This is a genomic window from Pelagerythrobacter aerophilus (assembly GCF_003581645.1).
In the GTDB taxonomy this organism is placed as follows: Bacteria; Pseudomonadota; Alphaproteobacteria; order Sphingomonadales; family Sphingomonadaceae; genus Pelagerythrobacter; species Pelagerythrobacter aerophilus.
In genome coordinates this window covers 767,293-791,003 of sequence record NZ_QXFK01000019.1, presented here as the reverse complement: position 1 = coordinate 791,003, position 23,711 = coordinate 767,293, and the positions used below count along the sequence as shown (strand labels likewise).

At 61.4% G+C, this 23,711-nt stretch carries 24 protein-coding genes; 6 read left to right on the top strand and 18 right to left on the bottom strand.

The features are described from left to right. The first annotated feature begins 186 nt into the window (after nt 1-186). Together D2V04_RS18380 and D2V04_RS17620 are read left to right on the top strand one after the other, a co-directional pair. Complete coding sequence (locus tag D2V04_RS18380; protein ID WP_324186833.1) at nt 187-444, top strand: type II toxin-antitoxin system RelE family toxin; 258 nt, start codon at nt 187-189, stop codon at nt 442-444. 10 nt (nt 445-454) lie between these two features. Beyond that, nucleotides 455-793 (top strand): helix-turn-helix transcriptional regulator, encoded by a 339-nt coding sequence (locus D2V04_RS17620; protein WP_228766191.1) that lies wholly within the window; start codon nt 455-457, stop codon nt 791-793. 160 nt (nt 794-953) lie between these two features. Here D2V04_RS17620 and D2V04_RS17615 read toward each other — a convergent pair whose 3' ends face one another. Continuing rightward, entirely contained in the window at nt 954-1,304 is a 351-nt protein-coding gene (locus D2V04_RS17615) for a hypothetical protein (protein ID WP_182849617.1), read from the bottom strand. A gap of 35 nt (nt 1,305-1,339) precedes the next feature. Between D2V04_RS17615 and D2V04_RS17610 the strand changes: the two genes are divergently transcribed. Then, complete coding sequence (locus tag D2V04_RS17610) at nt 1,340-2,476, top strand: serine hydrolase domain-containing protein (RefSeq protein WP_119511599.1); 1,137 nt, start codon at nt 1,340-1,342, stop codon at nt 2,474-2,476. Nucleotides 2,477-2,489: 13 nt separating this feature from the next. Here D2V04_RS17610 and D2V04_RS17605 read toward each other — a convergent pair whose 3' ends face one another. Genes D2V04_RS17605 through pdxH form a run of 3 tightly spaced genes read right to left on the bottom strand, consistent with a single transcriptional unit; the run spans nt 2,490 to nt 4,836 of the window. Further along, nucleotides 2,490-3,284, bottom strand: a complete 795-nt coding sequence (locus tag D2V04_RS17605) for a PhzF family phenazine biosynthesis protein (protein WP_119511600.1) — start codon at nt 3,282-3,284, stop codon at nt 2,490-2,492. Then, the gene (locus tag D2V04_RS17600) at nt 3,281-4,234 is read right to left on the bottom strand and encodes a cation diffusion facilitator family transporter (protein WP_119511601.1); all 954 of its coding nucleotides are present in this window, start codon (nt 4,232-4,234) and stop codon (nt 3,281-3,283) included. The genes D2V04_RS17605 and D2V04_RS17600 overlap by 4 nt, the downstream gene beginning before the upstream one ends. Next, nucleotides 4,231-4,836: a pyridoxamine 5'-phosphate oxidase gene (pdxH, locus tag D2V04_RS17595; protein WP_119511602.1), complete on the bottom strand. Its 606-nt coding sequence runs from the start codon at nt 4,834-4,836 to the stop codon at nt 4,231-4,233. Before pdxH ends, D2V04_RS17600 begins: the two co-directional genes overlap by 4 nt. 211 nt (nt 4,837-5,047) lie before the next feature. On the opposite strand from pdxH, the gene D2V04_RS17590 reads away from it, so the two are divergent. Genes D2V04_RS17590 through fabI form a run of 3 tightly spaced genes read left to right on the top strand, consistent with a single transcriptional unit; the run spans nt 5,048 to nt 7,906 of the window. Next, the gene (locus D2V04_RS17590) at nt 5,048-6,013 is read left to right on the top strand and encodes a DnaJ C-terminal domain-containing protein (protein WP_119511603.1); all 966 of its coding nucleotides are present in this window, start codon (nt 5,048-5,050) and stop codon (nt 6,011-6,013) included. Between the two features lie 28 nt (nt 6,014-6,041). Further along, a complete protein-coding gene (locus D2V04_RS17585; RefSeq protein ID WP_119511604.1) occupies nt 6,042-7,103 on the top strand; it encodes a YihY/virulence factor BrkB family protein in 1,062 nt (353 codons plus the stop codon). After that, nucleotides 7,100-7,906, top strand: a complete 807-nt coding sequence (fabI, locus tag D2V04_RS17580) for an enoyl-ACP reductase FabI (RefSeq protein WP_119511605.1) — start codon at nt 7,100-7,102, stop codon at nt 7,904-7,906. The genes D2V04_RS17585 and fabI overlap by 4 nt, the downstream gene beginning before the upstream one ends. 4 nt (nt 7,907-7,910) lie before the next feature. On the opposite strand, the gene D2V04_RS17575 is transcribed toward fabI, so the two are convergent. From D2V04_RS17575 to D2V04_RS17510, 14 genes are all read right to left on the bottom strand, one after another. Beyond that, nucleotides 7,911-8,336 carry a hypothetical protein gene (locus D2V04_RS17575; RefSeq protein WP_147391747.1) on the bottom strand — a complete coding sequence of 142 codons (426 nt, stop codon included), beginning with the start codon at nt 8,334-8,336 and terminating at the stop codon, nt 7,911-7,913. Nucleotides 8,337-8,440: 104 nt separating this feature from the next. Then, complete coding sequence (locus D2V04_RS17570; protein WP_119511607.1) at nt 8,441-9,655, bottom strand: DegT/DnrJ/EryC1/StrS family aminotransferase; 1,215 nt, start codon at nt 9,653-9,655, stop codon at nt 8,441-8,443. Further along, on the bottom strand, nt 9,649-10,290 hold the full coding sequence (locus D2V04_RS17565; protein ID WP_119511608.1) for a NeuD/PglB/VioB family sugar acetyltransferase: 642 nt from the start codon (nt 10,288-10,290) through the stop codon (nt 9,649-9,651). The genes D2V04_RS17570 and D2V04_RS17565 overlap by 7 nt, the downstream gene beginning before the upstream one ends. Next, nucleotides 10,287-10,883 (bottom strand): sugar transferase, encoded by a 597-nt coding sequence (locus D2V04_RS17560; protein WP_119511609.1) that lies wholly within the window; start codon nt 10,881-10,883, stop codon nt 10,287-10,289. Before D2V04_RS17560 ends, D2V04_RS17565 begins: the two co-directional genes overlap by 4 nt. Further along, nucleotides 10,880-12,031 (bottom strand): glycosyltransferase family 4 protein, encoded by a 1,152-nt coding sequence (locus D2V04_RS17555; RefSeq protein ID WP_119511610.1) that lies wholly within the window; start codon nt 12,029-12,031, stop codon nt 10,880-10,882. Before D2V04_RS17555 ends, D2V04_RS17560 begins: the two co-directional genes overlap by 4 nt. Further along, complete coding sequence (locus tag D2V04_RS17550) at nt 12,031-13,551, bottom strand: lipid II flippase MurJ (RefSeq protein WP_182849619.1); 1,521 nt, start codon at nt 13,549-13,551, stop codon at nt 12,031-12,033. The genes D2V04_RS17555 and D2V04_RS17550 overlap by 1 nt, the downstream gene beginning before the upstream one ends. A 2-nt stretch (nt 13,552-13,553) precedes the next feature. Beyond that, nucleotides 13,554-14,924, bottom strand: coding sequence for a hypothetical protein (locus tag D2V04_RS17545; protein WP_119511612.1), 1,371 nt, complete (start codon nt 14,922-14,924; stop codon nt 13,554-13,556). Further along, nucleotides 14,921-15,463 carry an acyltransferase gene (locus D2V04_RS17540; RefSeq protein WP_119511613.1) on the bottom strand — a complete coding sequence of 181 codons (543 nt, stop codon included), beginning with the start codon at nt 15,461-15,463 and terminating at the stop codon, nt 14,921-14,923. Before D2V04_RS17540 ends, D2V04_RS17545 begins: the two co-directional genes overlap by 4 nt. Further along, a complete protein-coding gene (locus D2V04_RS17535) occupies nt 15,445-16,668 on the bottom strand; it encodes a glycosyltransferase (RefSeq protein WP_119511614.1) in 1,224 nt (407 codons plus the stop codon). Before D2V04_RS17535 ends, D2V04_RS17540 begins: the two co-directional genes overlap by 19 nt. A 15-nt stretch (nt 16,669-16,683) precedes the next feature. Continuing rightward, nucleotides 16,684-17,811 carry a non-hydrolyzing UDP-N-acetylglucosamine 2-epimerase gene (wecB, locus tag D2V04_RS17530; protein WP_119511615.1) on the bottom strand — a complete coding sequence of 376 codons (1,128 nt, stop codon included), beginning with the start codon at nt 17,809-17,811 and terminating at the stop codon, nt 16,684-16,686. Between the two features lies 1 nt (nt 17,812). Further along, the gene (locus D2V04_RS17525) at nt 17,813-18,688 is read right to left on the bottom strand and encodes a dTDP-4-dehydrorhamnose reductase family protein (RefSeq protein ID WP_228766193.1); all 876 of its coding nucleotides are present in this window, start codon (nt 18,686-18,688) and stop codon (nt 17,813-17,815) included. A 47-nt stretch (nt 18,689-18,735) separates the two neighbouring features. After that, on the bottom strand, nt 18,736-19,770 hold the full coding sequence (locus D2V04_RS17520; RefSeq protein ID WP_119511616.1) for an SDR family NAD(P)-dependent oxidoreductase: 1,035 nt from the start codon (nt 19,768-19,770) through the stop codon (nt 18,736-18,738). Nucleotides 19,771-19,870: 100 nt separating this feature from the next. Then, entirely contained in the window at nt 19,871-21,163 is a 1,293-nt protein-coding gene (gene tviB / locus D2V04_RS17515; RefSeq protein ID WP_119511617.1) for a Vi polysaccharide biosynthesis UDP-N-acetylglucosamine C-6 dehydrogenase TviB, read from the bottom strand. Between the two features lie 313 nt (nt 21,164-21,476). Further along, the gene (locus D2V04_RS17510; protein ID WP_228766194.1) at nt 21,477-23,462 is read right to left on the bottom strand and encodes a polysaccharide biosynthesis protein; all 1,986 of its coding nucleotides are present in this window, start codon (nt 23,460-23,462) and stop codon (nt 21,477-21,479) included. Between the last annotated feature and the right edge of the window lie 249 nt (nt 23,463-23,711).

Below are 23,711 nucleotides of genomic sequence, written 5' to 3'. Positions count from 1 at the left end.
AAACGCTTATGGCAACTTGCAAGACTATGCTGCGCTGCAGGACTATGCTGCAGATCGTACGCGCGCCTCGATCGTGTATTCGCCAGCGACGGTCACAAGTCAGATTCTGCGCAGCCGGCGCGACACGAGACGCACAGCCCGATTGACGATGTAGCCATTGACTACAATGTCGCCGTAAGCTACATAATGAAAGTGAGACAGATCACTTACACGCGCGCGGCCCTCAAGATCCTTCGGAAGATGCCCGCCAACACCGCTAGGCTGATCGTATCCAAAGTGGAGCAATATGCTGCCGATCCCGCGTCACTCGCGAACAATGTGACCGAACTTAAGGGCCGAACGGGCCTTCGTTTGCGAGTTAATAGCTGGCGCGTGATCATGAATGACGATGGGACCGTTCTTGCGGTTCTCGAGATTGGCCCGCGCGGAAGCGTATACGGATAGGAGCTAGATGATGGATACCGTGACCATTGACCGCGCCGAATACGACCGCCTGACGGAGGCAGTGAACGAACTTGAGGATCTGCGCGCTTATGACCGGGCCATGGCGCGTCTGGAGGCCGGCGAGGATGAGTTGATCCCTGCCGAAGCGGCCGCGCGCCTCCTTTCTGGCGAAAGCCCAGTGCGTGTGTACCGCGAGCTGCGCGGCCTCACGCAGCAGCAACTTTCCGATGCGTCGAACGTAAACCGCGTGCAGATTGCTGATATCGAGGTGGGCCGGAAGCAGGGATCCATCAGTACCGTGAAGCGGCTTGCCGAAGCGCTTAACGTTGCAGTGGACGATCTCGTTTAGGCATTTTCATGCAGTTGTACGTGCGACGACGAGAGTTCGGGTCGGCGGCCATGATCTCCGCAAACCCTGCCCGCTGAGATTACCGTCTCTACTTGACCGGCCCCTAGGCCGCGCACGCGCGAGTTCGCGCAACAAACACCATGCTTTCCGGTGTGCGGTCTCAACCCTCCCACGGCTCCAACACACAGCCGTAGCCGTCGCGCAAGGTGGCGGTTTCGTTGGCGAGGAGGGGGAAGCGGGCGGTGACGCTCTTTGTCTCGGCATCCTCGCTCAGGATGACGAGTTCCATCCCGGCGAGCTTGTCCTTCCCGCAGTCTTCGAGGCTGCGCCCGCCGAGGTAGCGGCACGAGCATGCGACGCGTGCGGAATAGGCTGCCGCGGTCTGCGAGTATCCGGTGATCGGCGCGCGGAAGTACCACGCGAAACCCGCTGCGATCAGCACCACGATCCCCAGCACCAGCGGCCAGCGCCGGCGGCGCAGTTGGCCTTTGCGGGAGGAGGATTTTGCCATTGCCAAGCCTGCCATGCTGCGCGAGGGAACGCCGCATGCGCCTGCGGCCCGCCCCCCTTATCGTCTGCCTCGCTTCGCTGCCAGCCCTGCTCTCGTGCAGCGACGCTGCGCCCGTGCCGGAGCCGCTGACCGAGAAAGCGTTGGCGGCGGTGAGCGAGAATCCGGGCGCCCCGACCGAGCAGCTTGCGCGCCGGGTGGACGACCTGTTCGCAAAGGAAGGGCTTGGCGAGACCCGCGCGCTGATCGTGATGCACGGCGGCGAGATCGCGGCCGAGCGTTACGCGCCGGGCTATGACAAGGATACGCGCTTCGTCAGCTGGTCGATGGCCAAGACGGTGACGGCGGTGATGATCGGCATGCTGGTGGCCGACGGGCGGCTGGCGCTCGACGACTCGCCGCCGGTACCCCGCTGGCAGCGCCCGGGCGACCCGCGCGGAGAGATCACCCTGCGCCAGCTTCTCCAGATGCGCAGCGGGCTGCGCCATACCGAAGGGGGCGATCCGCCATACGAATCATCCGAAGTGCGGATGCTGTTCCTCGACGGGCGTGACGACATGGCCGACTGGGCCGAGAGTCAGCCGCTCGAAGCCGAGCCGGGGCGGGAGTTCGAGTACTCCTCCGCCACCAGCGTGATCCTGGCCGACATCGCCGCGCGCGTGCTTTCCCGCAGTGACGATCCGGAGGCACGGCGGCGCGCCGTCGCGGACTATCTCGAGACGCGGCTGTTCGTCCCTCTGGCGATGGATTCGATGGTGCCGGAGTTCGATGCCAGCGGCACGTTGATCGGCGGCAGCCTGATCCACGGCAATGCGCGCGACTGGGCGCGGTTCGGCGATTTCCTGCGCAACAAGGGCTCCTACCGCGGCATCCAGCTCGTCCCGCGCAAGTGGATCGAGCTGATGACCACGCCAAGCCCGCGCAGCCCACACTACGGCATGCAGACCTGGCTCAACCGACCGCTGGACGACGAGAGCGGGAGCAAGAGCCACCCGCTGTTCCCCGACCGCGCGCCTGCGACGATGTTCGCGGCGATCGGCCACATGGGCCAGTACATCCTCGTTTCGCCCGAGCAGAAGCTGACCGTGGTCCGCCTCGGTCATTCGGATGCCGAGGAGCGCAAGGCGATGCTGCAGGAGCTCGCCGATATTGTGGAGCTCTATCCGGCGACTTGAGCCCGCGCGACTCTCACTCGGGCAGGTAAAACGTCCCCTCCACCACCGTCACGCACGGGCCGCCGAGCCAGGCGCGATCGCCTTCGAAGCGGCAAGTGAGGTCGCCGCCGCGGCGGGAAGCCTGGTGGGCGGTGAAGCTTTCCCGCCCCAGCCGGGCCGCCCAGAACGGCGTGAGTGCCGCGTGGGCGGAGCCGGTGACGCTGTCCTCGTCGACCCCGCCGCCGGGCACGAAGACGCGGCTCACCACATCGACGTCGCGGCCCGGCGCGGTGCAGATGAACTGGTCATCGCCGAGCGCGCCGAGGCCGCGGAGGTCGGGCGCCAGCGCGCGAACCTCGTCCTCGCTGCCAAACAGATAGATCCCGTAACGGTCAGGATTACGCCAGATCTCGAGCGGCTGCGCGCCGAGCAGCGTGACGGCCTCGGGCCGGTCGGAGCGCTCGGTGGGGATCGCGGGCAGCGCAAGCTCGTAGCCCGCTTCGCTTCGCCGCACTTCCAGCACGCCCGCCTTCCGGGTGCGGAACGTCACTCGCTCCCCGCCGTCGCGGCCGAGCAGCACGTGGCCGCTGGCGAGCGTCGCATGGCCGCAGAGGCGGATTTCGCAGGCCGGGGTGAACCAGCGCAGCTCCCAATCCGCCGCGCCGGTTTCATCGGGCACGACGAAGGCCGTCTCGGCGAAGTTGTTCTCCTCCCCGATCGCCTGCAACACATCGTCGGGCAGCCATTCGCCCAGCGGCATGACCGCGGCCTGGTTGCCGGCGAAAGGCCGGTCGGCAAAGGCATCGACATGCCAGTAGGGCAGCTTCATGGCGCGTCCTTCTCCAGCTTCTCGAACTCGTCGGTCTCCGCGAGCGGGTTGTCCGGTTCGTCGACATGGCCCTGCGGGTCGATGTGGATCAGTAGCTCCATCTCGGGAAAATGACTGCAGAGATCGGCTTCGACCCGTTCAATGATTTCGTGCGCCTGGGCGACGGTCATGGTGCCGGGGAGGTCGACGTGAAATTGAACAAAGTCGCGCGTGCCGCTCGTGCGCGTGCGAAGATCGTGGAGGTTGGTCAGCTCCGGGTGGCGGGCGGCGCGTTCGACGAAGCGCTGGCGCTTATCCTCCGGCCATTCGCGGTCCATGATCTGGTCGATCGCCTCGCTCGCCGCGCGCCAGGCGCCCCACAGCAGCCAGGCCGCGATCGCGAGGCCGAACAGCGGGTCCGCGCGCGAGAAGCCGAGATACTGGTCGAGCACGAGCGCGGCGATGACCGCGAGGTTGAGCAGCAGGTCGGACTGGTAGTGGACGTTGTCGGTCCGGACCGCGAGGCTGCCCGTGCGGCGGATCACGTGGCGCTGCCAGGCGAGCAGGGCGAAGGTCGCGAGGATCGCCAGCAGCGAGACCGCGATCCCCTCCTCCGCCGCAGTGGTCTCGCCGCCTTCGATCAGGTGCGAGATCGCCCGGAACGCGATGCCCGAGGCGGAGAGCGCGATCAGCATGACCTGGAACACCGCCGCCAGCGCCTCGGCCTTGCCGTGGCCGAAGCGGTGCTCCTCGTCCGCCGGCTGCGCCGCGATCCACACGCCGGCGAGCGTGGCGAGGCTGGCGACGAGGTCGAGCGCGGTGTCCGCGAGGCTGCCGAGCATCGCGCTCGATCCGGTGCGCCAGGTCGCCCAGCCCTTGAGCACGGCCAGGAACAGCGCCGTCGCGATCGAGGCATAGGCGGCGCTGCGGGTCAGCGCGGCGCGATCGGCGGGGGCGGCCTGCGCGGTCACGGGTAGAGCAGCGTGCTCGACCAGCCCTCGCCCTCGCGGGTGAAGAGGCGCCGGTCGTGAAGGCGATTGGGGCGGTCGAGCCAGAACTCGATCCGCTGCGGCCGCAGGGTGAACCCCGTCCAGTGCGGCGGCCGCGGCACTTCGCCCGAAGCCTTGCACGCGTCCTCCAGCGCCTCGACCCGGGCTACGTAAGTCGCGCGGCTGTCGAGCGGGCGCGACTGGTCGCTCGCGGCCGAGCCGAGCTGGCTGACGAACGGACGCGAACGGAAATAGGCGTCGGCCTCGGCCGCACTGACCTCCATCAGGGGACCCTCGATGCGGATCTGGCGCCGCAGGCTCTTCCAGTGGAACAGCAGCGCAGCCTGGGCATTGGCGCGGATTTCCTGGCCCTTGCGGCTCCGGGCGTTGGTGAAGAAGGTGAAGCCGCCCGCCCCGTGCCCCTTGAGCAGGACCATGCGGACCGAGGGCGCGCCGTCCGGCGTGGCGGTGGCGAGCGCCATGGCATTGGCATCGTTCGGCTCCGTCTCCCGCGCCTCGGCCAGCCATGCGTCGAACAGGGCCAGCGGATCGCTGTCGGGGAGGGCAGTTTGTTCAGCTTCCACCGGGCATTCCTGACTAAGTGTTGACACATGCGACACGCTTCGCCGCCTCCCGGCGGGAAAGTCGCACATGGCCGTGACCTTACAACCAAGCGGCCGGACCGCAGCCCCGCCGGATATTGCTCAGCCCTATCGCGCGGGATGCGTGGAGGAAAGCCTCTGCCCACCGCCACGCCGCTTGCGCGGCGAGACTGTTGCACCTAGCTAACACGCCATGGCCGATCCCTACACAACGCTCGGTGTTTCGCGCAGTGCGACCGAGAAGGACATCAAGAGCGCCTACCGCAAGCTCGCCAAGGAGCTGCATCCGGATCGCAACAAGGACAATCCGAAGGCCGCCGAACGCTTCTCGCAAGTGACGCAGGCCTACGATCTGCTCAGCGACAAGGACAAGCGCGCCCGTTTCGACCGCGGCGAGATCGATGCGGACGGCAACCCGGCCAATCCCTTCGCCGGCATGGGCGGTGGCGGATTCGCCGGTGGTGCGGGCCGCGGCCAGCGCGGTTTCCGCGCGGAGGATTTCCAGGGGTTTGCCGACGAGGGCGTCGACCTGGGCGACATCTTCGAAGGGCTGTTCGGCGGCGGCATGGGCGGCGCGCGGCGCACGGCCGGCGGCATGGGCGGCGGTTTCGGCCAGCAGCGCCGCCCGCCCCCGCCCCGCAAGGGCGGTGACATCGCCTATCGCCTGCGCGTGCCTTTCGTCGACGCCGCGGTCCGCAAGGATCAGCGCATCACCCTGGCCGACGGCAAGACGATCGACCTCAAGCTGCCCGCCGGGGTCGAGGACGGCACGCAGATGCGCCTCAAGGGCAAGGGCGACCAGGGCCCCGGCGGCGCCGGCGATGGGATCGTCACGATTTCGATCGATCGCCACAAGTTCTTCCGCCGCGACGGCGACGACGTGCGCATGGACCTGCCGATCACGCTCGACGAAGCGGTGAACGGCGCCAAGGTCCGCTGCCCCACGGTCGACGGCCCGGTCATGCTGACGATCAAGCCCGGCACCAGCGGCGGGACCACGATGCGCCTCAAGGGCAAGGGTTTTTCGGCCAAGTCCGGCCAGCGGGGCGATCAGCTGGTGCAGCTCGAGATCGCGCTGCCGGCGGACGTTTCGGAACTGGCCAAACGGCTGGAAGGCTGGCAGGACGGCGGCAACCCGCGCGCCGACCTGGGAACCTGACCCGGGCCCCCGCCAACCGAACGGGCCGATGAGCGAGAAAGACCTTCCCCAGCCTGAGGAACGCGTGGTCCACACGCTCTCGCCCGAGGAACGGCGCAAGGAAGCGATAGAGGCCAGTCTCGGCCTGCGCGAGCGCGTGGCCCAGCACGTCGGCCCCGGTACGCGAGCGTTCGAGGTCGCCAAGCGCGTGCTCGTCGGCACCTACAACGACGGTTTCATCCACGCCGGCAACCTCGCCTACATGGCGATGCTGGCGATCTTCCCCTTCTTCATCCTCGGCGCGGCGATCTTCTCGTTCGTCGGCGAGGAAAGCGAACGCGCGGCGACGATCGAGGCGGTGCTCTATGCCCTGCCGCCGATCGTCGGCAACGTGATCGAGCCGGTCGCGCGCAACGTCGTCGAGGCGCGCAGCGGCTTACTGCTGTGGGCCGGCGGGCTGGTCGCGCTGTGGACCGTATCGAGCCTGATCGAGACGATCCGCGATATCCTGCGCCGGGCCTACGGCACGGCGGCGACCGAGGCGTTCTGGAAATACCGCCTGCTCTCCGCCGGGGTGATCGTGGCCGCGGTGGTCCTGCTGATGCTCTCGCTGATCGCGCAAGTGGTGATCGGCGCGGCGCAGGAAGTGATCGACGCCTATCTCCCGTGGCTTTCGCACGTGATCTCGCAGTTGCAGCTCTCGCGCCTTATCCCCGCTTTCGGCTTGTTCGGATCGCTCTATCTGCTGTTCCTGACACTCGCTCCCAGTGCCTACCGAGATCGGCGCTATCCCAAGTGGCCGGGCGCGCTCGCGACGACGATCTGGTGGGTGGCGGTAACGGTGGCGCTACCGCCGGCGATCCGCAGCTTCTTCAGCTACGATCTGACCTACGGCAGTCTGGCCGGCATCATGATCGCGCTTTTCTTTTTCTATCTCGTCGGCCTAGGGATGGTTATCGGCGCCGAACTCAACGCCGCCATGGCCGAGACTCCCGAGGAAGAGGAGAACCGGATCGGCCAGGCCGACAATCGTAGACGGGCGGCGGCGCGCCGCGCGGCGGTGGAGAAAGCACGCGCCTTGGCAGAAGAGCAGAAAGAGGAAACGAGATGAGCGGGTTGATGGCTGGCAAGCGCGGGCTGATCATGGGTCTCGCCAACGACAAGTCGCTGGCCTGGGGCATCGCGCAGAAGCTGCGCGAACACGGCGCGGAACTGGCGTTCACGTATCAGGGCGAGGCGCTGGCGAAGCGCGTGAAGCCGCTCGCCGAGCAGCTTGGGTCGGATTTCACCTTCGAATGCGACGTGTCGGAGATGGACGCGCTCGACGCGGCGTTCGAGACGCTGAAGAGCCGCTGGGAAACGATCGACTTCGTGGTCCACGCGATCGGCTTTTCCGACAAGAACGAACTGCGCGGGAAATATGTCGACACCAGTCTCGACAACTTCCTGATGACGATGAACATTTCCGCCTACAGCCTGGTCGCGGTGGCCAAGCGGGCCGCGCAGATGATGCCGAATGGCGGCAGCATCCTGACGCTGACCTATTACGGCGCGGAGAAGGTCATCCCGCACTACAACGTCATGGGCGTCGCCAAGGCCGCGCTCGAGACCAGCGTGCAGTACCTCGCCAACGACCTCGGCCCCGACAATATCCGCGTGAACGCGATCAGTGCCGGCCCGATCAAGACCCTCGCCGCAAGCGGGATCGGCGACTTCCGCTACATCCTGAAGTGGAACGAGCTCAATTCGCCCCTCCGCCGCAACGTCACGATCGAGGACGTCGGTGGATCGGGACTCTATTTCCTGTCCGACCTCTCCTCAGGCGTCACCGGCGAGACGCACCACGTCGACGCGGGCTACCACGTGGTCGGCATGAAACAGGAAGACGCGCCGGATATCGCGCTGGACCGGTAGGGCTTCAGTCGCTCTCGCAAGCCTCGGCGACCGGCACGGTCCGCTCGCCGAGGCCGAGCCGCGGAAAGCTGCGCGCGAGGATGAGCAGGACGGTCGGCAGCACCATGGTGAACAGGATATCCGAGATCGTCTCGTACACCAATCCTTCGCGCGCCGTTCCATAGGTCAGCGCCCGCGACCAATCGAGCAGCTCGTTGCCGATCTCGAGGGCGAACACGAACAGCCAGGGCCAGGCACTCGCCAGCCCCCGGCGCATGAACGCCGCCGCGAGGACCTGCAGCAGCAGCCCGAAATAGGCATGCAGAATCGAGTGGCTGATGCCGGTCCAGTCCGAGAGCCAGAACTTCCACCCGATCCACTCGGCCGCAATGCGAACGATCCACGGATCGGCCTGCGCTGCCAACGCCATGAAGAACGAGCCGATTTCCATCGGCGGCGACATAGGGTGCAGCTGGTGGGGTGGCAATGGCGGTACGACAATGCGGGGTATTTCGTCCATGTACCGCCGCTGTCGCAGGCGGCGGTGCGCGGCCGCTATGCGTGTCGGGTGGCGCGCTCTAGGACCGCAGCGCTGACCTCGGCCGTCTTGCGGATCTCGTCTTCCGTCAAGGTCGGATGGACCAGCCACATGATGCTCGTCTCTCCCAGCTCGCGAGCGACCGGGAGCCGCTCGGGTGGCCGCAGATCGGTGCCTTCGAAGGCTTTCTCAAGATAGACTTCGGAGCAGCTGCCCTGGAAGCACGGCACGCCGCCCGCCACGATCTCCGCAACGATCCGGTCCCTGTCCCAGCCAGGCGCGAGCCGCTCCGGCTGGACATAGGCATAGAACTTGTATTGCGCGTGGACGGTATCGCGGTCGCCGATCACCGGGGTGCGGACAATGCCCTCCGGGCCGGAATGAGGCCCAAGCGCCTGATGCAGGATATTGGCGTTCCGCGTTCTGGCGGCCGTCCAGTCGGCCATTCTCCGGAGCTGAATACGGCCGATCGCCCCCTGAACCTCGATCATCCGCCAGTTCGTGCCGAAGCTCTCGTGCACCCAGCGAAAACCTGGCGGGTGCGAACGTTCGTATACCGCTTCCCAGCTCTTCCCGTGGTCCTTGAACGACCACATGCGGGACCAGAGATCGCGATCATTGGTCGTGACCATGCCGCCCTCGCCCCCTGTCGTCATGATCTTGTCCTGACAGAAGGACCACGCGCCGACGTGGCCAATCGATCCGACGCTGCGCCCCTTGTAACGTGCGCCGTGCGCTTGCGCGCAGTCCTCGATCACCTTGATGCCCCGCGTTTCGGCAAGCGCCATGATCGGATCCATATCTGCCGGCCAGCCGGCGAGATGGACGACGATGATCGCACGGGTGCGGTCGGTCAGATGAGGTGCGATCGTCGCCGCGGAGATATTCCCGCTGTCGCGCTCGACGTCGGCAAACACCGGAACGGCGCCTGCGTTGACGACGCAACTGACGGAAGCGAGGAAAGTCCGCGGGGTAACGATGACCTCATCGGTGGGCGAACCGCCGTTCGCTGCGCCGATGCCCAATCCGTGCAGCGCGAGGTCGAGCGCGACCGTCCCGTTAGCCAGCGCGATGGCATGCGTGCATTCCGACCATTCGGCGAACTCGCGTTCGAACTGACGGCATTCCTCACCCGTCCAATAGTTGACGCGGTTGGAGCGCAAGACCGCGGAGACCGCGTTCACTTCCTCCTCGGTAAAACTGGGCCAAGGGGCGAAAGCGGTGTTCAGCATTTCATCTCTTTATCCATGATCCGGGCAGGATTGCCGACGACGGTGACACCGGGAGGTACATCCTTCGTCACCACGGCGCCCATTCCGACGGTCGCGCCGGCGCCGATCGAGATACCTTGGCGGATGATCGCGCCCGATCCGATATAAGCATGGCTACCGATCGTCACGTTGCCGTTGCAGCGCACTCCCGGGGCGAACGTGACGTAGTCTCCGATCACGCAGTCGTGTTCGACATAGGAGTACAGATTTCCGTGAAAGCACCGCCCGATCCGAATGTTCGAGGTCAGGGTGACAAAGGGCGAGAGCAAAGCGCCGGGGCCGATCTCGACGTCGTCCATGATGATGACGTTGGCGGCGAAGACCCCGATGACATCGATTCCCGCGGTGCGGCAGCGATGGTCGAGCACCTCACGAACACCGGCATTTGCAACGGCCAATGCTGCCAGCCGCTGAGACGCGGGCTCGCTGACGAAGCGATCAAAGGTCCAGATGGAATGGCCATTGGCAACGTCCGTCGTGGGAGCGTCATCGATAAACACGAGCTGGGCATCCGTTGTTGCAAGCTGCTGTCGAAGCAAGGGCATGATGCCCCTCCCGCAGCCGCTCGCGCCGTAGACGCCATACAGTGGCTTCACGATTTGGGCGTGCCCTGGAATTTGGGCATGGTTGCCTCCCCGTCCGCGCTGATGCCATCGCGTTGCAGGACCTTCAGCACGGTCAGCCACAGTATCTGCATGTCGAGCTTCATACTCCGATTGTCGACATACCACACGTCGAGGGCGAACTTCTCATCCCAGCTGAGCGCGTTCCGTCCGTTGATTTGCGCCCAGCCGGTGAGGCCCGGACGCACCTCGTGCCGCCTGGCCTGCTCGGCACTGTAGCGCGGCAGGTACTCCATCAAGAGCGGGCGTGGTCCGACCAGACTCATGTCGCCCTTCAGCACGTTCCAAAGACTTGGCAGCTCGTCGAGGCTAGTAGAACGGAGAAAACAGCCAAACGGCGTGAGCCGGCTCGCGTCAGGTAATAGCACGCCATCGGCGTCAACAGCATCACGCATTGTCCGGAACTTGATCATGCGGAACGGCTTACCCATGCGACCCGGCCGCTGTTGCGCGAAGAGCACCGGCGATCCCATACACCGGCGCACAGCGAGCGCCGCCACCGCAATCACCGGCGCCAGAAGGATCAACGCTGCCAACGCGGCGATGATGTCAATCAAGCGCTTCATGCCCTGCGGTCCGTTATGCCCATCGCGCTAAACATGACGACCGTGACCTTCTCTGCGGAATATTTCTCCCGCGCCCGCTCAAGCGCCTTTGCCCCCATGCCGTCAATCGCCCTCGGCGCGGCGAGGATACGAAACATCGCATCTGTCAGTTGCTCGACCGATTGCGGTGCCACCAGAAAGCCACTGATGCCGTCCTCAATCGTTTCGCGGCATCCTGGCGCGTCAGTGGTGATGACCGGACGACCAGTTGCCAGCGCCTCCAGCACCGTGCGGGGTGTGCCTTCACGATAGCTCGGTAGCACGAACACGTGGGCTTCGGCCAAAAAAGGCCGCACGTCGGCCTGCTCGCCATGCCAGACGATATGTCCCTCCTCCGCCCAGCGCGTCACTTCCGCTTCGCTGATCGCATTAGGATTGGGGTCGATCCCGCCGACAAGGTGAAAGCTTGCGTCGGGATAGGTCTGGCGTACGCACTCGGCCGCGGCCACATATTCTCGCACCCCTTTGTCTCCTAGCAGCCGCGCGATCATCAGAAAGCGCAACGGTCCCTTGGGCATGGGTCGCGGGGGATAATGTACGAGGTCAACCCCTGATCCGTTGACGATGGTCACCGGCGTCAGGGGTAAGAGGAGACCGAAATCACGGAACATCGCCAAATCATCAGGATTTTGAAAGAAAACACCGTGAGCGCGCGCCAGTGCGATGCGGTACAACGTGCGCGAAATCCGTTGCACTATTCGGCGTTTGCCCTTCGCCTCACCGGTGAAGGCATAGCCAAGGCCGGTAATCATTGCATACCGCTGCGGCACCCCAGCGAGCCATCCGGCGAGTGTGCCCCATACGACGGGTTTGATCGTATAACTAAGAATCAGCGTCGGTTTGATCCGGCGCATCAGCTGCACCAGCGCGATTAGGGCCCTCAGGTCAGCGGCCGGGTTGAGCCCTGCCCGTGCGATCGGTACCGAATGGGCCGTGACCCCCATCTCGCGCAGCGCGTTGGCGGTCGCGGGGTCGGCTTCGATTGCAGCTGCCGCAACATGAACCTCGCACCCAGCATCGCGGAGCGCGCGCAACAAGGGCGCGCGAAAATTGACGAGCGACAGCGGCAGCGCTCCGATCAACAGAAAACGAGGGGGGGCAAGCGCCATCACGGTATCCCATCCGGCGAGATTCTTGGCAAACCTCGCAGGTCGGCGTGGACTGCCGATGGCTTGACCCCGAACAGCGCCAACAGGGCGAGCAGCAGCGGGACGTAAACCCCACCGACGATCAACCCGGCGGCAACGAAGCGCGCCACCAATGGCAAGGCGACGAAAGCGCCGGAAGCCGAGACCGCCGCCAGGAAAGCGGCCGCGCCCGCCACCACGGCCGCCATGAAGTAGACCGCCAGGCGGCTCGTCAGTAGCGCGGGCTTCCACATCGCCATGATCGCGAACTGCCCTATGCAAAAGATCAGCGCAGAGATCGAAGCGCCCGCCGCGACGCCCCATATCCCGTACAGATCCGACAAGATCAGGCTACTCGCGAGATTCACCGCCGCCGCGACGATCCCGATCAACAGCGGCGCCATCGTCTTCTGATAGGAAAAATAGACGCGATTGAGCAGTTCGCGCAACGCGACGAACATTACGCCGAGGCCGAGGATGCCGAACAGCGTAGCGGTTGTCTGGACATCGTCCGGCTGGAAGGCGCCGCGCTGATAAATCAGCGCGACGACTTCTGTCCGTAGCGCGAGGGCCCCCGCCGCGGCCGGCGCGGTGCTAACCAGGATCAGTCCGAGAGCGCGGGTGAGGACGTCGGCGTTTCTGGCGTCGTCCCCTTGCGCAGCGTGAGTCGCGAGCGCTGGAAAAAAGAGGTAGGAAACCAGCCACGAAAATACACCCGAAATAAACAAGGCTAGGCGGCTAGCATAGTTGAAGTGTGAAATCGCACCCGCACCAAACCCGGAGGCGATGGCGGTGCCAATGAAGATGTTGAGCTGATCGAGAATCACCGCAAAGATCATCGGCGCCGACAACAATGACAAGCGGCGCCACGTTTCAGGGCGAATCCTCCACCCCCATTTCGTGGCATAGAAGCGACGCGTCTGTGTGCGCTGAATTACCGCTTGTACCAGATATGCGGCGACGGCGCCGACCACCGCGACGGTCACGTCATCCATCAGATAGGCGACGACGATCGCCGCCGTCGCGATCAGATTGTTTATGACGGGAACTGCCAACGGTGGCACGAAATGACGGTTTGCCTGCTGCAGTGCACTCTGCACGCCGACGTAGCCGGTGAACACGAATCCTAGCACCATGATGCTGGTCAGTTTGACCGCTAGATCATGAGTGAAACCATCGATCAACGGCGCGAAAATCGACACCATCGGCTCCGCCAAAATAAGGCAAAGAGCGGTCAATGAGATCGCGGCATAGGCGTAGTAGCGGATCGCTTCGTTTACTAGTCGCTCGGCCGCCGCCGGATTAGCCATCGTGCGCACATACATTGGCGCGAAGACCGATGCGATCGTCCCATAAATGGCAAGCCAGATCACGCCCGGCAACTGATTCGCGATGAAGTAAGCATCCGTTTCAGGACTGGCCCCGAAGAAGTATGCAAAGACAATATCCTTCACCATCGCCGCAAGTTTCCCGGCGATGGTCAGCAGAACCAGAGCGGCCACTATCATAGCACCTGCGGCACCAGCTTCCCTCGTCGATGCGACCTGCGCCAAAGCGCCGCTGGCCTATCGTAGCGCTTACCCTTCCACAGATATAGAATCGACACGACCACGACGGTGAACAGACCGCCCGGAGAATGGAACAATTGATTGTTCGCAGGCATGAAAAACATCCCCACTGTCATCAGAGAGAACATTAAAACGGAAAACGGATTTTCATAACTAATTGCAGAGATCCAAGTCCGTGCATAAATATAGGCGAACCAGCCAAACAGAACAACCGTGCCAGGGAATGTGAAATCTGACGCAAAATGCGCAAAGACGGTGTGCCATTTGGACTCATCCCACCCCGTCGTAATAGAAACCTGAGAAACAAGATTGTTAGGCCATACCCACTCTATTCCAAGAATACGATTAGCTAAAACCGAGATCGAATAGGACGAACCCAGAAAGTACGTCCACTGCCAATCGGCCTCCAAAGCCAGCCCTAAACCGTAATACCCTTGGGACAGATAGCTGAGGAACATTGCGATGCTCAGGCCGTAATCCAGCCCAAATATTGAGAATACCGGGTGATCAAATTTGAAAAATATCCTGCTATTCACAACTCTATTTATGTTATCGGCATCCACACCTATGCTAGAATAACGCTGCCCTAAAATAGCAGCAAAAATGAACAGAGAAGTTATTGAAATAACACCTATAATAGCCACCCATTTTACCTTGATCGCCTTACGAGAGGCCCCATATTTAAGGGCTATAACCGCGAACAAGTATATTAATATATCTCCAAGTTGCTTTTGCTTTCCTGACCCAAGAACGTAGAAAAGAAGCGTCCCGACGGCAAGCGCGGCAACGAGCTTGCGTCGCAGGGGCGGCATCGACTTGAAATAATAGAACCCCAAAACGATCGCTATAAAATTAAAAGGAAGCGATATAGAATATAGAATGAATATAAGTGAATATTGCCCTGTATTTCTTTGATAGTCTTCGTATCCACTCAGATAGACATCGCCAATATTTGAAATATCTGTATTGAGTTGTCCAGAAGTGCTAGCACTAATGACTGCCACAATCAGTGCCAGCCACGCAATGATCAATGAGAAATCGAGAAGCCGGCGGGTAAATGAGGAGTCCTCCGAAGCGCCCCGGCAAGGCCTAACACCTACCTCTATACCCCAAGTATAGCCGATCGTAATAGCAACGATGATGGCGCACATGTAAGTGACGGTCTTACCCAGAGGGAACATGTAGTATTCTATCGGCCCCCAAACCGCTATGGAAAGTGTGAAAGCAAGGTAGGCAATCACAAATTTCAGGGGCGCGAAAGCCGCGAAGGGCTTCGACCTGTTATTGAGCGGCAACACCATCTTCATCGCGCGCCTATATTAAAAATCCGTTTGTACTCGATAGCCTTTTCCTCGCCATAAAGGTGCCCTATATTTAGAGATCTTTCGCGAGCCCCCTCAAGATAGGCTTGCGTCGATTTGATCACCTTGGCTGGATTGCCGCCGACAACTGATCCGTCGGGGACGTCCTTAGTCACGACGGCGTGGGCGGCGACGACGCAATTCTCCCCAATGGTTACGCCTCGCATGATCGAGGCTCCGGCGCCGATGAAGCAATTGGATTTCACTACGATCGGCCCAGCGAGATCGAGGCGAGGAAACTCGCTGCGGAAAGGCAGCACACCGCCGTCGTGGCAAATGAACTGCGCATCGACGCTGATGAACACATTGTCGTGTAGGGTGACGAGATACGGTTCCGAGCTGAACATCTTGTAGCTGCTGCCATAGATCGTCACCCGGCCTTTGATCGTAACGCCGATCATCCTAGCATAGGCAACCGGCTGTAGCCGCGCGTAAAGGGCTCGAAATGGCCAACGCAAAGCGTTCTTCAGGCGGTAGAGCGACATGAGCTTTCCTTTGTCACGGCCGATAGGAAGGTGTCGACAAGCGGCGCAAAGGCCTCCGCGGTAAAGACTCTGCTCTCCCGACAGTACTGCTTCATCGCCATAACCGCCTGGGCGTCCATCGCAAGGATGTCCGACAGGCGGCGCGCTGCGCCTTCCCGGCTGCTCAGGTCCAGCGCGAAGCCCGTGCGCCCTTCGACGTGATAGGCGCTGACACTAGGCACGGCGTTGATGATGCACGGTGTGCCAAAGCTGATGGCTTCCGAATACTTCGATGGAAATCCCGCGAGCGTCACTCGGCTTTCGTGGCGCAACACAAAGGCAAAGGCGGACTCCTGCAACAGGCGGAGCACCTCGTTGCGCGGCAGGCGACCGAGCAACTCGACGCGTTCCCCCAGCCGGTCGAGCAGAATGCGGTGCCTAGGAAACACAGACAGATAGCGGCTGCGGTCGACCCCGGCGACCTGCAAACGAAAGTCAGCACCCAGCGCCGCCGCACCGTCCAGCAGTTCGAGTATCCAATCGATGCGGTCGTGAATCGATTCCGCCCGCGCGCCCTCTGCAAAGCCAGACGCGACCGCGAAGAGCGGCATCGGGCGGCCCAGGCTCTCCGTCACGCCCTCGCCCTCGGGCCCTTCCATCAGGGTCGGGATTTCTACCATCGGTAATCCGGTTGGCCGGTAAAAGGCGGTGATGAAGGGCGCGGTGGTGATCAGCCCGTCCATGCGTCGATTGACGCAATGCATCCGCAACGGCACATCAAGATTCTTAATGATGTTCGCGGGACTCGTCCACGGCCGCCGCGCATACCATTCGGTACAGTCGGCGAGCGCCGCCGCACCCCATCGGCGCGCCAGCCGCGCGATACGCATCTGCGCCACCGCGGGATAGTTATAGCAAATCACCGCGGACACCTCGCTGGCGGTCACAATCCCCTGCTTTGTTAATGCGCGAAGGAGCCAATCGCTGCGGATATGATCGAACCAGTGGCTCCGCTGGTGGGGGTAGCCGATCTCCCACGCCTCGACATCGTCGCCGCCGTTATCGGCCGGATGAAGCGTTCGATCATAGGCGCGAGCGCGGCTGACCCCGACCAGCACGACCCGATAGCCAAGAGAGCGGAAAACGCGCGCGTTGTTGCGTATCCGCTGCGCCGCGGCGTTCCGGTCGGGCAGTTCGAAGCCGCCGACATAGATGATCGTCTTCACACGCAGCGTCCTGGCTCAGCCCTTCTTCCACACGGTACGATTAACGTAGCCGGTGTAGCTCATCACGACGCGCAGTATCTTTCGCGACACGTTGGGCACATTGTAATCGGCGACAATCTCGAACTGCCGCCTCTCAGCATCGTGCTGTGAGGTAACGACTCGGATTGATGCTAGAATATCGTCGCGCTTCAGCCCGGTCATGATCAGTGTGCCCACATCCATCCCTTCGGGCCGCTCGTGCGCGTTTCGCAGCGTAATCGCTGGTAGGTTGAGCAGACTCGCTTCCTCGGAGATAGTGCCACTGTCTGACAACACGCAAAAGGCCGATTTCTGCAGCTTCACGTAGTCGAAGAAGCCCATGGGAGCCTGGTAGCGAACGCGCGCGTCGACCCCCGCATTGGGTAAGTCAGCGATGCGTTTCTGTGTGCGTGGATGCGTTGATACGATCACCGGCATGTCGAACTCAGCCGCCGCGGCCGAGAGCCCCTGCATCAGTTGCTCAAGGTTGCGCGGATCGTCGACGTTCTCCTCCCGGTGAACGCTAGCGATAAAATACTTCCCGGCCTCCACCCCTTCACGTGCCAACACGTCCGATGCGTCGATCTCTGAGGCGAAATGATCGAGCACTTCGCGCATATGGCTACCGGACTTGATGATCGTCTCAGGTCGAATGCCCTCCGCAATCAGATAGCGCCGACCATGTTCGGTCAGCACGAAATTGATGTCGCTAAGATGGTCCAGCACCTTCCGGTTGAGCTCTTCGGGAACGCGCTGGTCAAAGCAACGATTGCCCGCTTCCATGTGAAAGACCGGTATCTGGCGGCGCTTCGCTGGGATCACCGCGAGACAGCTGTTGGTGTCACCATAGAGCAATACCGCGTCGGGCCTTTCGAGTTCGAGCACGTCGTCAACTTTCGCGATCACCTCTGCGATCGTTTTCGCGGCGTTAGCGCCCGCCGCATTCAGAAAATGGTCGGGCTTGCGGATGCCCAGATTGTCGAAAAAGACCTGATTGAGCTCATAGTCGTAGTTCTGCCCTGTGTGGACCAGGACATGATTCACATATGCCTCAAACTCGGCGATCACTCGGCACATCTTAATAATCTCAGGACGCGTGCCGACGATAGTCATCACCTTCATCATATTATCGGCTTTCGATCCTGCTGGCTTTCATGAACTCGACGAGGTCTGGCCATGAGGGTGGAGTGTATCCGGTGGCCATGCGGAAGCGATCTGAGTTGAGTGATCGATCGATGACCAAGGACGCGTCAGGCTCGATCGCGATATTATGATCGTAGGCTTCGCCCACTAGCCGCAGCAGATCATATTTGGTGATCGGATCGACCGAAACATGATAAAGGCCGGTGAGCTCAGTGCGCGGCAGCACGAAATCACGCACAACGCGAGCCAACTCGGCCGTCGGCAGTCCTGAAAAGATTGCCTTGGTAAAGCCCCTGATCGCATGCTTCTGCGCCAGAAACCATTCGACCAGCCCATTCGCCGACGCGAGTTCGTGACCGATGATGGACGTGCGCAGCGTCACCGCGTTCGGCCCCGTAACCTCACCTAGATATTTGCTGAGCCCATACACGTCGTTCGCGTCGGCCTTATCCGTTTCCAGATAATTACCCCTCGCGCCTGAAAAGACGCAGTCGGTGCTGACATGGACCAAGCGCGCGCCCGCGATCTCGGCGAGCGTCTGCAGCCTGTGTGGCAGCAGCGTGTTGACTGGCACCGCCGACGTGACCGCGTTGCCACCCGCGAGTTGCTTGATCAACCCGACCGCATTGATCACAATATCGGGTCGCGCTGCGGCGAAAACTCCCGCCAAGCTGTCGCTGCTCCCGGCATCGAGACCGGTGATGAAGCTCGCGTCGCCGGCGATTTTCTCCAGCCGCGGGCTGAGTGAACGTACCGCGCCGATCGCTGCATAGCCCTTAGACTGCGCAAAGGTGCGCAGCATCGCTGTACCCAGCATCCCGCTGGCGCCCAGCACCAGCACTCGGATTGGTTCGGCCAAGAACCGCCTCCTTCAATTCGTTCGCCCCGGACTACCCGGATCGAAATTCAACCGCGCGTCCAGCCCTCGAGCTCCGCTTGCACTTCGGGAAGGCTGAGCAGAAGCTGCCTCACCCCCTCCACGTCGAGCCTCTCGGTGTTGTGCGAGTGATAATCATCCATCGTTGCGGTCGTCGTTTCCCCCTCGCTGAAATAGGCGGCATAGTTAAGATCGCGGTCATCGAGCCGCAGCCGCCAATAGTCGCCCATATCTTCTGCGGTACCGAGTTCCTGCGCGCTGGCCAGCGTCTCATAAAGCTTCTCGGCATGGCGCCAGCCGATCGCCTTCACAGGATGGTTGGGCGATCCGAACAGTTCCGCGAGCGCGGTGGCGAGGTCGGCGATCGTTGACGCCGCAGCCTTCTTGATGAACAAATCGCCCTGCCGCGCGTGCTCGAAAGCGAAGCGCACCAATGCGACGCTGTCGCGCAATGGCATCAAAAAGCGTGTCATGTTGGGCTCGGTCACCGTGATCGGCTGTCCGTTCTTGATCTGACGAATGAACAATGGGATCACCGATCCGCGCGAGCACATAACGTTGCCGTAGCGTACGCAACTGATCGTCGTGGCGGCTTCCGGGCCGATCTCCCGGGACGCGGCCTGTACCATCTTCTCCATCATTGCCTTCGATATGCCCATCGCGTTGATCGGCTGCACTGCTTTGTCGGTGGATAGGCAGACCAGGCTGCCGACCCCATGTTCAATCGAAGCACGGATGACATTTTCCGACCCGAGGACATTCGTCCGAACCGCCTCCATCGGAAAGAATTCGCAACTCGGAACTTGCTTTAGAGCAGCCGCATGAAACACGGCTTCAACACCCTTGACGGCACGCGACACGCTCTCACGATCACGTATGTCGCCAATGAAAAAGCGTGCCCGCGCATCCCCCAACCTGTTACGCAAAGCGTCCTGCTTCTCCTCATCTCGGCTGAGGATGCGCACCTCTTCAATGTCGCCCCTGAGGAGCTCATGAACCATCGTTTTGCCGAACGAGCCGGTTCCTCCAGTAACCAGCACCCTCCGAACTTTACCTGTGCCCATCGTTACGTGGCCTTCTCATACATATCCAGAGCTTCATCACATCGCCCGATCGAGCTGTTCCCAACGGGGCCGCGGACGCCTTTATGCTGAGGGACGCAGTCTACAGGCGCAGGGCGCCAGCCTCCCGCGGCAATATGCCTTTCAGGTCATATACGACATGAACGGGCTTAACACATGCATCAAAGAGCGACATGCCTCGATCGCGAAACATGTCGTGCGCAACCGCAACCATCACGCCGTCGTAAGTATGAGCAGGCACCACGTCGATCAGTTCCAACCCATACTCTCGTCGTGCATCCTGAGCGTCCACCCAAGGATCATAAACATCGACATCGATTCCATATGCTTCGAGTTCGGCAATTACATCGACAACCCGCGTGTTGCGGAGGTCGGGGCAATTCTCTTTGAAGGTCAACCCCATTACAAGAACTCGAGCGCCATTAACTTGAATACGCCCCTTCAACATTGCCTTAACAAGTTGCTCCGCCACATAGGCGCCCATACCATCGTTGAGGCGACGCCCCGCCAAGATGACCTCCGGGCGGTAACCTATCGCCTCGGCCTTATGTGTTAGATAATAGGGATCAACACCAATGCAGTGACCGCCGACCAACCCAGGGCGGAACGGTAAGAAGTTCCACTTCGTGCCTGCCGCCTCCAGGACAGCTTCCGTATCGATGCCCATACGATTGAAAATTATGGCAAGTTCATTGATAAGCGCAATGTTGAGGTCCCGCTGAGTATTCTCGATCACCTTGGCCGCCTCAGCAACACGAATAGACTCTGCCCTATAGGTTCCCGCGGTGATAATGGAAGCATATAGACTATCCACAAGCGCCGCCACCTCCGGTGTAGACCCGGACGTCACCTTGCAGATTGAGGTCAAGCGATGCTTTTTGTCACCTGGATTGATCCGCTCCGGGCTATAGCCGCAAAAGAAGTCGTGGTTGTAAGCCAAGCCCGATTTGCGTTCTAACACGGGTACGCAAATTTCTTCGGTCGCCCCCGGATAGACAGTCGATTCAAAAACTATTATGTCACCGGGCTTCAGCACCGCCCCCACGGCTTCTGACGCTCGAATCAAGGGGCTGAGATCAGGACGACGATGCACGTCAATCGGTGTGGGCACCGTCACTATAAACAGATTGCAAGAGGCAAGATCGGCAGGATCGGAGGAGAAACATAGCTGCGCGGCCGCCGACAGCTCCTCTGTCGTCGTCTCCAACGTCGCATCGACGCCATGACGAAGTGCAGCGATCCGCTGCTGGTCAATATCGAACCCGACCACGGAACGAATGCGACCGAATTCAACGGCAAGCGGCAGACCGACATAGCCGAGGCCGATTATGGCAATCTTTAGTTCATCCAAGGATGGCGGTGGGGTGATTGTCATTACTAGGAGTCATTCCTCATACTTTTGAGACAGAGCGAGCTAACCAGCCACTCCGCTTTACGCGCACTCGAGAGCAGCCATTCCAAAGGTCAACTCCGCAGCGGTACAATTCGCGAATTGCACGAACCATGGCGGCCCCCGCGATGAAAAGATAGGTCTGCCTACCGCTAAAGGATCTTTTCCATCCGCGGCGATTACACTTACATGGAAATTAAGAAGTATTATAGTTAGATCTGTTTGAACTTGCGGATGAAACGTCGAGCACGCAATTTACAGATGATCCGAATCATTGATGCGCAGTGATTTTAGTGCTTCAGCTCGCTCTCTCCATTATGCCATTAACGCTTTCCCCGACAGGGGATTGATATTCAGGGACCAGCTCACCGAGTAGCGCCGTGGCCATCATGCTATCGCCTGCGCCGAGAAGCGCACTCATCTTATCCAGTGTCGCCTGCAACGATTTCCACGGAATCAGCGCCTCGTTTGCTCTTCGGATTCGCTCATGGACGGTCGGCTCGGGATTGTCGCCGATAAGAAGCTCTTCGTAGAGCTTTTCGCCCGGGCGAAGGCCGATCTCGCGAATCTCGATGTCGCCTTCGGGATTCATCTCGTCACGAACCGTCCTGCCCGAGAGATGGATCATGCTTCGAGCAAGATCCAGGATGCGCACCGGCTCACCCATGTCGAGGACAAAGACCTCTCCGCCTTTCGCCATCGCACCCGCCTGAATGACGAGCTGCGCAGCTTCCGGTATCGTCATGAAATATCGAGTGACGTCCCTGTCAGTGAGCGTGACGGGGCCGCCCTCCTTGATCTGACGCTGAAAGCGCGGCACGACGGAGCCGCTGGATCCCAGCACGTTACCGAACCGCACCATCGTGAAGATCGTCCGATCGCGCGCCGACCCGTGCAACTGAGCACGCGCCTGCAGGATTAATTCGCACACGCGCTTGGACGCCCCCATCACGTTCGTCGGTCGGACGGCCTTGTCCGTGCTGATCAAGACGAAGTTCCGCACGCCGCATTCCTCGGCAACAAGGCAGGCATTCAACGTGCCAAATATATTGTTGCGCAGGCCCGCGATAGGGTTACTTTCAACCAAAGGCACATGCTTGTAGGCAGCCGCGTGAAATAGTGTTTCAGGCTGACACTTCTCGAAAACTCGCCGCATAGCATCGCGATCCCCGACATCCCCAAGGACCGGCATGATGGGAACGCCCACGTGAAGAGACTCCGCGAGCGCTTCCAGTTCGGCCCCGATCGCGTAAAGAGCGTATTCCGAGCGCTCAAGCAGGATCAGCTCGGAAGGACGAGACCGCAATATTTGGCGGCAAAGTTCGCTGCCGATCGATCCGCCGGCCCCCGTCACCATAACCCGCTTTGCCGTCACGGTCTTCCCGATGAGCAATTCGTTCGGACGGACCGGATCACGTCCGAGGAGGTCGTCTACTGAAACGTCCCGCAAATCGCTGACCGAGACTTTTCCATCGATGAGATTGCCGACGCTCGGAAGCGAGCGGACCGCCACGGGGTGCTTCTGCAATGCTTCAATAATTGCCTTGCGACGCGACCGACTCGCACTCGGAAGCGCGAGCAGAACTTCATCAATATCGTTGCTACCCAGAAGCGCGTCGAGCTTTGTCGACGGATGCACTGTTACTCCGTCAAGCTGCTGACCGGCCAGACGCACGTCATCATCGATGAACGCCGCGACCCGCACGCGCGGCTCGTGCCGCAAAGAGAGCGCGAGCTGCTGACCGGCACTACCGGCGCCATAGATGGCCACCACCCGACGAGTGGAGTCCGCTTGGCGCCCATTGACAATATCGATCAGCACGAACCGGATCGTCAGGCGGCTAATAGCCATCAGTGTTAGAAATACAATTGGCTGAATCAAAGCGATCGTACGGGGAATCCCGTCGAACCCGTTGGCCAAAAACAGGATGATCATCGGTATCGTGAAGATGACGACAGCCGTTCCCAGGCCGAACATGGCACGGGCGCCCGAGAAGCGGATGATTGAGCGATAAACGCCACGCCAGCTAGCGATAGGATACCATAGAACTAGCGCCGCAGCCGTAACCAGTACAACGTTTGCCTCCACGCGGTAGAATTCACCCAGACGCAATGAGAAGGCCGTCCAAACCGCGATCGTGCATAACACGCCGTCGATCGCGGCTACGATGAGCTGCCGCGTTCGCCGTGGTAGCGCTCCGAGCCATCCGAATGATGACGCGATCGCGCTGCCGAGAACTTGCTGCAGCATCGATGTTCTCTCTGAAAACAGGTCCAGTTTCATTCCGGAGCCGACCTCTTTCGTCTCTAGACACCTGCCGGGGTAGACTGCACCCCCAAAAACTTCGAGGAGGGCAGCTATTCCACAATGACCGAGGCGCAATAGGTGAGTTGGAGATTCTGGCAAACCCCCATCCCCACCGGAACGATGGCGCGTGTCGCGCACGCGCCCAGTGGAAGACAGCGTCAAGTCCGGAAGCGCACGGCCCAGGTGCGTCTTGACCTCGATAAGTGCGACTGCGAGAGAACGGCA

Coding starts and splice junctions, on each gene's coding strand:
- D2V04_RS17510 (WP_228766194.1), bottom strand. CDS start 23,462: ATGAAACTGGACCTGTTTTCAGAGAGAACATCGATGCTGCAGCAAGTT.
- D2V04_RS17560 (WP_119511609.1), bottom strand. CDS start 10,883: ATGAAGCGCTTGATTGACATCATCGCCGCGTTGGCAGCGTTGATCCTT.
- D2V04_RS17555 (WP_119511610.1), bottom strand. CDS start 12,031: ATGGCGCTTGCCCCCCCTCGTTTTCTGTTGATCGGAGCGCTGCCGCTG.
- D2V04_RS17575 (WP_147391747.1), bottom strand. CDS start 8,336: ATGGAAATCGGCTCGTTCTTCATGGCGTTGGCAGCGCAGGCCGATCCG.
- D2V04_RS17570 (WP_119511607.1), bottom strand. CDS start 9,655: ATGCTGAACACCGCTTTCGCCCCTTGGCCCAGTTTTACCGAGGAGGAA.
- tviB (WP_119511617.1), bottom strand. CDS start 21,163: ATGACAATCACCCCACCGCCATCCTTGGATGAACTAAAGATTGCCATA.
- D2V04_RS17620 (WP_228766191.1), top strand. CDS start 455: ATGGATACCGTGACCATTGACCGCGCCGAATACGACCGCCTGACGGAG.
- D2V04_RS17520 (WP_119511616.1), bottom strand. CDS start 19,770: ATGGGCACAGGTAAAGTTCGGAGGGTGCTGGTTACTGGAGGAACCGGC.
- D2V04_RS17605 (WP_119511600.1), bottom strand. CDS start 3,284: ATGAAGCTGCCCTACTGGCATGTCGATGCCTTTGCCGACCGGCCTTTC.
- D2V04_RS17585 (WP_119511604.1), top strand. CDS start 6,042: ATGAGCGAGAAAGACCTTCCCCAGCCTGAGGAACGCGTGGTCCACACG.
- D2V04_RS17615 (WP_182849617.1), bottom strand. CDS start 1,304: ATGGCAAAATCCTCCTCCCGCAAAGGCCAACTGCGCCGCCGGCGCTGG.
- wecB (WP_119511615.1), bottom strand. CDS start 17,811: ATGATGAAGGTGATGACTATCGTCGGCACGCGTCCTGAGATTATTAAG.
- D2V04_RS17590 (WP_119511603.1), top strand. CDS start 5,048: ATGGCCGATCCCTACACAACGCTCGGTGTTTCGCGCAGTGCGACCGAG.
- fabI (WP_119511605.1), top strand. CDS start 7,100: ATGAGCGGGTTGATGGCTGGCAAGCGCGGGCTGATCATGGGTCTCGCC.
- D2V04_RS17540 (WP_119511613.1), bottom strand. CDS start 15,463: ATGTCGCTCTACCGCCTGAAGAACGCTTTGCGTTGGCCATTTCGAGCC.
- D2V04_RS18380 (WP_324186833.1), top strand. CDS start 187: ATGAAAGTGAGACAGATCACTTACACGCGCGCGGCCCTCAAGATCCTT.
- D2V04_RS17610 (WP_119511599.1), top strand. CDS start 1,340: ATGCGCCTGCGGCCCGCCCCCCTTATCGTCTGCCTCGCTTCGCTGCCA.
- D2V04_RS17545 (WP_119511612.1), bottom strand. CDS start 14,924: ATGAAGATGGTGTTGCCGCTCAATAACAGGTCGAAGCCCTTCGCGGCT.